Source organism: Rhizorhapis sp. SPR117 (assembly GCF_021742065.1).
The window spans coordinates 71,346-77,604 of the sequence record NZ_JAKKIE010000012.1 but is presented as its reverse complement, the minus strand read 5'-3'; the positions used below and the strand labels follow the sequence as shown (position 1 = coordinate 77,604).

Annotated in this window: 8 protein-coding genes and 1 other annotated feature; of the genes, 5 read left to right on the top strand and 3 right to left on the bottom strand. The window is 63.4% G+C overall.

What is annotated here, in order from left to right; translation table 11 throughout:
- A partial coding sequence (locus L3X40_RS07020) for a hypothetical protein (RefSeq protein WP_237364987.1) occupies window positions 1-346 on the top strand: 346 nt, incomplete at its 5' end.
- Window positions 347-940: 594 nt separating this feature from the next.
- Here the strand turns inward: L3X40_RS07020 and L3X40_RS07015 are convergent.
- Together L3X40_RS07015 and L3X40_RS07010 are read right to left on the bottom strand one after the other, a co-directional pair.
- Complete coding sequence (locus L3X40_RS07015; RefSeq protein WP_066556797.1) at window positions 941-1,396, bottom strand: pyridoxamine 5'-phosphate oxidase family protein; 456 nt, start codon at window positions 1,394-1,396, stop codon at window positions 941-943.
- 17 nt (window positions 1,397-1,413) lie between these two features.
- Window positions 1,414-1,875 carry an NAD(P)-dependent oxidoreductase gene (locus tag L3X40_RS07010; RefSeq protein ID WP_237229769.1) on the bottom strand — a complete coding sequence of 154 codons (462 nt, stop codon included), beginning with the start codon at window positions 1,873-1,875 and terminating at the stop codon, window positions 1,414-1,416.
- A 55-nt stretch (window positions 1,876-1,930) separates the two neighbouring features.
- Between L3X40_RS07010 and L3X40_RS07005 the strand changes: the two genes are divergently transcribed.
- Window positions 1,931-3,159, top strand: a protein-coding gene (locus L3X40_RS07005; protein WP_145907272.1) for an IS3 family transposase whose coding sequence is annotated in 2 segments (ribosomal slippage) — window positions 1,931-2,219 and window positions 2,219-3,159 — 1,230 coding nt in all. Because the reading frame shifts where the segments join, the coding sequence is not laid out codon by codon here.
- Window positions 2,212-2,328 (top strand) — a sequence feature (AL1L pseudoknot). It overlaps the preceding gene by 117 nt.
- A 1-nt stretch (window position 3,160) precedes the next feature.
- On the opposite strand, the gene L3X40_RS07000 is transcribed toward L3X40_RS07005, so the two are convergent.
- A complete protein-coding gene (locus tag L3X40_RS07000) occupies window positions 3,161-3,346 on the bottom strand; it encodes an NAD(P)H-binding protein (RefSeq protein ID WP_066556805.1) in 186 nt (61 codons plus the stop codon).
- Window positions 3,347-3,678: 332 nt separating this feature from the next.
- Between L3X40_RS07000 and L3X40_RS06995 the strand changes: the two genes are divergently transcribed.
- The 3 genes from L3X40_RS06995 to L3X40_RS06985 all read left to right on the top strand — a co-directional run bounded on the left by L3X40_RS06995 (window position 3,679) and on the right by L3X40_RS06985 (window position 6,195).
- Complete coding sequence (locus L3X40_RS06995) at window positions 3,679-5,379, top strand: Na/Pi cotransporter family protein (RefSeq protein WP_197672699.1); 1,701 nt, start codon at window positions 3,679-3,681, stop codon at window positions 5,377-5,379.
- A gap of 141 nt (window positions 5,380-5,520) precedes the next feature.
- Window positions 5,521-5,613, top strand: a complete 93-nt coding sequence (locus L3X40_RS06990) for a hypothetical protein (RefSeq protein ID WP_236036272.1) — start codon at window positions 5,521-5,523, stop codon at window positions 5,611-5,613.
- Between the two features lie 54 nt (window positions 5,614-5,667).
- The gene (locus L3X40_RS06985; protein ID WP_066556808.1) at window positions 5,668-6,195 is read left to right on the top strand and encodes a hypothetical protein; all 528 of its coding nucleotides are present in this window, start codon (window positions 5,668-5,670) and stop codon (window positions 6,193-6,195) included.
- Window positions 6,196-6,259: the final 64 nt, after the last annotated feature.

The following is a 6,259-nucleotide window of genomic DNA, read 5'->3' as shown; positions in this document are numbered from 1 at the left end:
ACATCAACGTTCCGCCATCCTGACAGGGGGTCCCTTTTGCGTGCCGATAGGGGGTCCCGTTTGGACGCCGATTGACACTTCTCGACCAAGCCGTTGCGGGCGAAGCATGGTCGGCTCCTCGGCCGGCGCGCAGGCCCACACGCCGGGATTGGGCTTGCCGTCTCCTGCCCTCCTGTCCGTCGCAGCGAATGCCGAGGGCCTGTTGGAAAGCCGTTCGATCCGACCATTTTCGATCGAAGGGATCAGCGGAGCCGAAGCCGTCGACTGGATCGAAGAGCCGATGATCGAGGGGCCTCAACATGGTTATCTTCAACTGCCACCACACCGCGCACGATCGACCAGTTGAGCCGCTTCGGACCGGGGGAGCGCCATTGCCGCGCAATCGCGCCGCGCCGAGATGTTCAGTTATTTCAGTGATGGCTCCATTTTTCGTGAGATTGGGTGGCAGGGAGCACCGCCATCCTCAGCCGGGTCGCCATGTTTGCCGGTCATTTAGATTGGGACCGCAAGAAAGTTTCAGCTTTGGCCGAGGGCGGTCGGATCCTCCCCCACGTCCAGCGCCGGGACGGAGAGGACACGCGCCTTCGCTGCGACCGGCCGGGTTTAGCGAACGTGGAAACGCCGCTAACCCGCGTGCTCAGTGGCGAGCGTGTGGCAGGCCTCACCGAAGATCAGGAGCTAAGCCCTCGCGAGGCTTAGGCTATCCCTCGGTCGCGCTGACGGCGAAGCGCGATGCCCATCAGCACGATGGAAGCGCCGGCCGATGACGCGGAGGACTTGCGCGTCTGCAATGGCGCCGAAGCCCGTTCATCTCGATTTGCGACGCCTTCGTCCTCAAAGCCGTCCGCAATCTCCTCGCCAATGTCCCGGCGAGCCCGTCCGAGCGGTCTCAGGTCACACGGCAGCTAATGGATCCGTCGGCGCAGACCGGACCTGCTCGTCAGGTCCGCGCCATATTGCAAAAAATCGGGGCGCCGTTCTCGAATCCGAGCACGCCAGTGACCTGATCGAGGTCGATGATCACCGCCCGGCCTTTCCGCTCCGGGTCACGCTCGCGCTCCTTCTCATTGGACAGATCGAACGCGCGATCGCGCTCGGCCGGGTCATCGCTGATCCGCGCTCGCCCGATGAACTGGAGAACCGGCACCGTCGGCGAACGATACGCCAAGGCGACGTGCGGGTTCTGCCTGATCGCCTCAAGCGTTCCGCCCTCGGCGTTACGCGCCCAGAAGCTGAGCTGGGTATCGCTGAACACAACCGTGCTGCCCCGAAACGACAGAACGGGTTTGTGGCCGGCATCGACGACGGCCAGAAGCAATGGCTGACCAGCATCCAGAGCGCCGTTAACCAGCGCTGAAATCTCGGGGCTGAGCGCGAGCGGGGTAGTATTGGGCATGGGCGGCGAACCTCCTCTCAATAGCCGACGGTGAAGCGCTGGCGGCGATGCGCTGGATTCTCGATCTCATCCACCAGAGCGACCGCGTAATCCTCGAACGAAATCACGCTCCCCTTCTCGGTGGATAGCAACTCATCCTTGCCAAGACGAAATTTGCCCGTCCGCTCGCCGGGCAAGAACTGCAAGGATGGTGACAGGAAGGTCCAATCGAGATCCTGTTCCTGACGCAGCAGATCGAGAAAGGCTGCGCCACCGCCCGCTTCGGCCTTATACGCCTCTGGGAAGTCCGGGGTGTCGATCAGGCCGATGCCCGGCTTCACCTCGAGGCTGCCGGCGCCTCCGACCACAAGGTATCGCTTCACCCCGGCTGCCTTGACCGCATCGATCAGGATGTGGGGATCGCTCGCCGTGAAATGGACCGAGCTCACTACCGTGTCGTGGCCTCTCAGCAGTTCGACCAGCCCCGCCTTGTCGAGCACATTGAACCGCCCCGGGATTGCCGGAGGCCCTAACTCCTGAGAGGAAGGGTCTACGATGAGCAAGACGACGAACAAGTTTGCACCTGAGGTTCGAGAGCGGGCTGTCCGCATGGTGCTGGATCACGAAGGTGCCCATCCGTCCCGCTGGGCGGCGATCACATCGATTGCCGAGAAGATCGGCTGTTCGGGACACACGCTGCTGGAGTGGGTGAAGAAGGCGGAGGTGAACAGCGGCAAGCGGGCCGGGTTGCCCACCGATGTAGCTGACAGGCTCAAGGCGCTGGAGCGTGAGAACCGCGAGTTGCGTCAGGCCAACGAGATCCTGCGCAAGGCATCTGCGTATTTTGCCCAGGCGGAGCTCGACCGCCCGTTCAAGCGATGATCGCGTTCATTGACGAGCATCGCAGTGATTATGGGGTCGAGCCGATCTGCCGGGTTCTGCCGATCGCCCCATCCACCTACCATGAACATCTGGCGCAGCGGCGCGATCCCTCGCGGCTATCGTCGCGTGCTCAGCGTGATCAGATGTTGAAGCCGGAGGTGGTGCGCGTCTTCGCCGAGAACTTCGGCGTCTACGGCGTGCGCAAAGTGTGGCGGCAGATGCGGCGCGAAGGCTTCGATATCGCCCGATGCACAGTGGAGCGGCTGATGCGCGATCTTGGCCTGCAGGGCGTAATCCGTGGCAAGCCAGTGCGCACGACGATCAGCGACAAGGCGGTGCCTTGCCCACTCGATCAGGTGAGCCGGCAGTTTCATGCGCCGGCGCCGAACATGCTGTGGGTCTCGGACTTCACATACGTCGCGACGTGGTCGGGGTTCGTCTACGTGGCCTTCGTGATCGACGTCTATGCCCGCTACATCGTAGGCTGGCGGGTGAGCAGGACGGCGCACGCCAGCTTCGTGCTGGATGCCCTCGAACAGGCGATCCACGATCGGCGTCCTGTCCATCGCGGCGGTCTGATCCACCACAGCGACCGCGGCAGCCAATACGTCTCGATCAAGTATACCGAGCGCCTTGCCGAAGCTGGGATCGAGCCATCGGTGGGCAGTGTAGGCGACAGCTACGACAACGCTTTGGCCGAGACAATCAACGGCCTTTACAAGGCAGAGGTGATCCACCGACGAGGTCCATGGCGATCCTTTGAGGCCGTTGAATACGCCACGCTCGAATGGGTAGACTGGTTCAACAACCGCCGGCTCCTCGCGCCCATTGGCAATATACCGCCTGCCGAAGCGGAGGAGCGCTACTACGCCATGCTGGACGACACTCCCATCGCCGCGTAATTTAACCCGAATGGCCTCCGGCAATCCCGGGGCGGTTCACATCGCCACGCCGTGCGGTGACATTCGGCAGATCAGCGATCTTTTCGGGGTGACGGGCGATAGCGGTAATCGCGTGGCCGCGATCGGAAAGTTCCTTCAGGATACGGGAACCGGCGGCTCCAGAGGCGCCGATCAGAGCGATGGACAATGGCAATCTCCTCGGTCGACTTCGATGCTGCGAGGTTCGGGCTACGCAGTCCTCCCGACCTCAAAGTGGGGACGAGTAAGAATTCCACCTCAAACCTATTTCGAGGACGTGAATCAGGCGAGGTAGATTTCCTACATGGGGGAACTGCCTGACTATTGACGAGGCCGCGCGGGTCTCATGCGTCAGGCGCGACATCTGCCAAGACCGACCTTTTTCGGCACGGGGCCGCTGGACCTGTGAGCCGGGCGCCTGGTCGACCCGTCGCGACGGCTGGGCCTAACCTGACCGAATGGCGAAGTCGCATCCTGCGATCGTGGCTACTATAGTGGCGGTTGGAAACAGGAGTCGAACCGACGAGCATTTCGCTGACCCTTCTCGATCTTGGGGGCATCGCGGCGCTGCTGCTCTGGGGCGTTCACATGGTGCGCACCGGCGTGCAGCGCGCGCTGGGCGCAAAGCTCCGTTCGCTACTCGCGCATCATCTCGGCGATCGTTTCCGCGCCTTCCTCGCCGGCCTCGGCGTCACCGCGCTCCTCCAGAGCAGCACCGCCACAGGTCTCATGGTCACGGGCTTCGCGGCCGAGGGGCTGGTCGGACTGATCCAAGGCCTCGCTGTGATGCTCGGCGCCAATGTCGGCACGACGCTGATCGTCCAGCTTCTCGCCTTCGACGTCGCGCGCATCGCACCGATCCTCGTGCTCGTCGGCTATCTGCTGTTCCGCCGAGCACAAGCCGGCTGGCGAGACTTCGGCCGGGTATTCATCGGTCTCGGTCTCATCCTGTTCGCGCTCCACGAGTTCCTGGTGGTGCTCGAGCCTGTCGCTGCCAATCCTATGACGCGCGCCTTTCTGACCGCACTCTCCGGCCACATCGTGTTTCTGGTCGTGCTTGGCGCACTGATGACCTGGGCAGCGCATTCGAGCGTGGCCGTTGTGCTGCTGGCCATCTCATTCACCACGGAAGGCGTGCTCTCCGTGCCCGCCGGGATCGCGCTGGCGCTTGGCGCCAATCTGGGCTCGGCGATCAATCCGGTGCTCGAAGGCACGGCACGCGATCCCGCCGCCCGCCGGCTACCCGTGGGCAACCTGATCAACCGCTTCATTGGCGTCGCTCTGGTATTGGCGGTCTTTCCGCTGATCCCTCCGCTCGTAACGGGCATCGAGGCCAACCCGGCGCGGGCGATCGCCAATTTCCACACTGGCCTGAATATGGCGCTCGCATTGTTCTTCTTCCCGCTGCTCGGTCCCTTCGCCCGGCTGCTGGAGCGCATGCTTCCCGCACGGCCCGACGAGGGATCCCCCGATGCGCCGCGCTATCTCGAACCGGTAGGAGAGGGGCACTCGCCCGCGAGCGCGCTTGGCGGCGCAACCCGCGAGGCGTTGCGTCTCGCCGATATACTCGAACAGATGCTGCTTGGCCTCAGGCAGGCACTCGCGCGTCCCGACCGCCGGCACATCGCCGAGACACGCACGCTCGACGATCGGCTCGATCATCTCAACCGCGCTATCAAAGAGAATCTGCTCGCGATCGATGCCGGCAGCCTCGACGACGAGGGCGGTCGAAGGCTCGCGCGCATCCTGACCTTCTCGATCAATCTCGAGCAGGCCGGCGACCTGATCGACCGCGGGCTGCTTGGCATCGCCAGCCGCCAGCTCCGGCGCGGAGTTGCTTTCTCGGCTGAAGGCACGGCCGACCTCATTTCGCAGATCGATCGCCTGCTGACGACGCTGCGAAGCTCGACCACCGTATTTCTGAGCGGTGATCCAAAGGCGGCGCGCGAACTTGCGTCTGAGAAGCAGGCGTTCCGGCGTATCGATGAGGAAGCAACTGCCGCCCATTTCGAACGGCTGCGCTCTGGCAATGTCGAGACGGTTGAAACCAGCGCGCTTCATCTCGACGCGCTCCGCGATATCAAGCGCATCAGCAGCCATCTCATCGAGGCATCCGCTTACCCCGTTCTCAAGCAGCGGGGCGACCTCTGCCGACGAGATTGCGTACGGTCGACTGATTGGCCCAGGCAGTCACTGAGCTAATGGGCAATTGCCCTATTCCTCCGATCATATCGGACAGCATGCGGTAGCGCCCGAGCCACGAATGGAACCGTGCTCGAGCGCTTCGTCGCAGTTTCCCCAATGGCGGGAACTTGCCCGAACGGTTTGCGAAGGAGCATGGCAATGTCTCGCCCGGCGCTCGACTGGTCGGGCGCACCTGACGGCACCAAAAGCTATGCGCTGATCGTCGAGGATCCCGATGCGTCGATCGAATGAGTGGCCTCGATGATCGAAGCATTCTAACGTCCTCCCTTGATGGGAGAGAGATGGATGAACGAGGCGAGCCAGGAACCACGGCGGGTCAGCGAGATCGCCATCCTTCCGTCGCGACAGAAGGCTGAAGCTGCGATCGCCGCTCTCGCCGCCGCCGGCTTTTCGGCCAGCGATATAAGCCTGTTCATACAGTCTCCGACCGACCAAGACGTAAACAAACCGCGCGACGACAACGTCGATGAGGCCATTGAGGCGGGCGGGGAGCGCGGGGCCGGCATCGGAGCGACTGCTGGCGGCCTGGGCGGTCTGCTGGCGGAAATCGGTGTGCTCGCGGTGCCTGGGATCGGCCCGATGATCGCAGCGGGTCCGCTGGCCGCAACTCTGACGGGGGTGATCGCGGGCAGCGCGTTGGGCGGCGTGGCGGGTTCCCTGATCGGTTTTGGGATTTCCGAAGCGCAGGCCAAAGCTGCTGAAAACCACCTCAAGGCCGGGCGCGCGGTGCTTGTCATCCAGTGTGGCGGCCGCGTGGAAGAAGCGCTTGCGATCCTTCGCGCGCACGGCGCTTTCCGTGGCGAACCGCACTAGTTCAGGGGAACGTGGACCAGCTGGATTGAACTTCTGGCTGACGGATGGGTATCTGGATATTCCC

Coding starts and splice junctions, on each gene's coding strand:
- L3X40_RS06990 (WP_236036272.1), top strand. CDS start 5,521: ATGTCTCGCCCGGCGCTCGACTGGTCGGGCGCACCTGACGGCACCAAA.
- L3X40_RS07015 (WP_066556797.1), bottom strand. CDS start 1,396: ATGCCCAATACTACCCCGCTCGCGCTCAGCCCCGAGATTTCAGCGCTG.
- L3X40_RS06985 (WP_066556808.1), top strand. CDS start 5,668: ATGAACGAGGCGAGCCAGGAACCACGGCGGGTCAGCGAGATCGCCATC.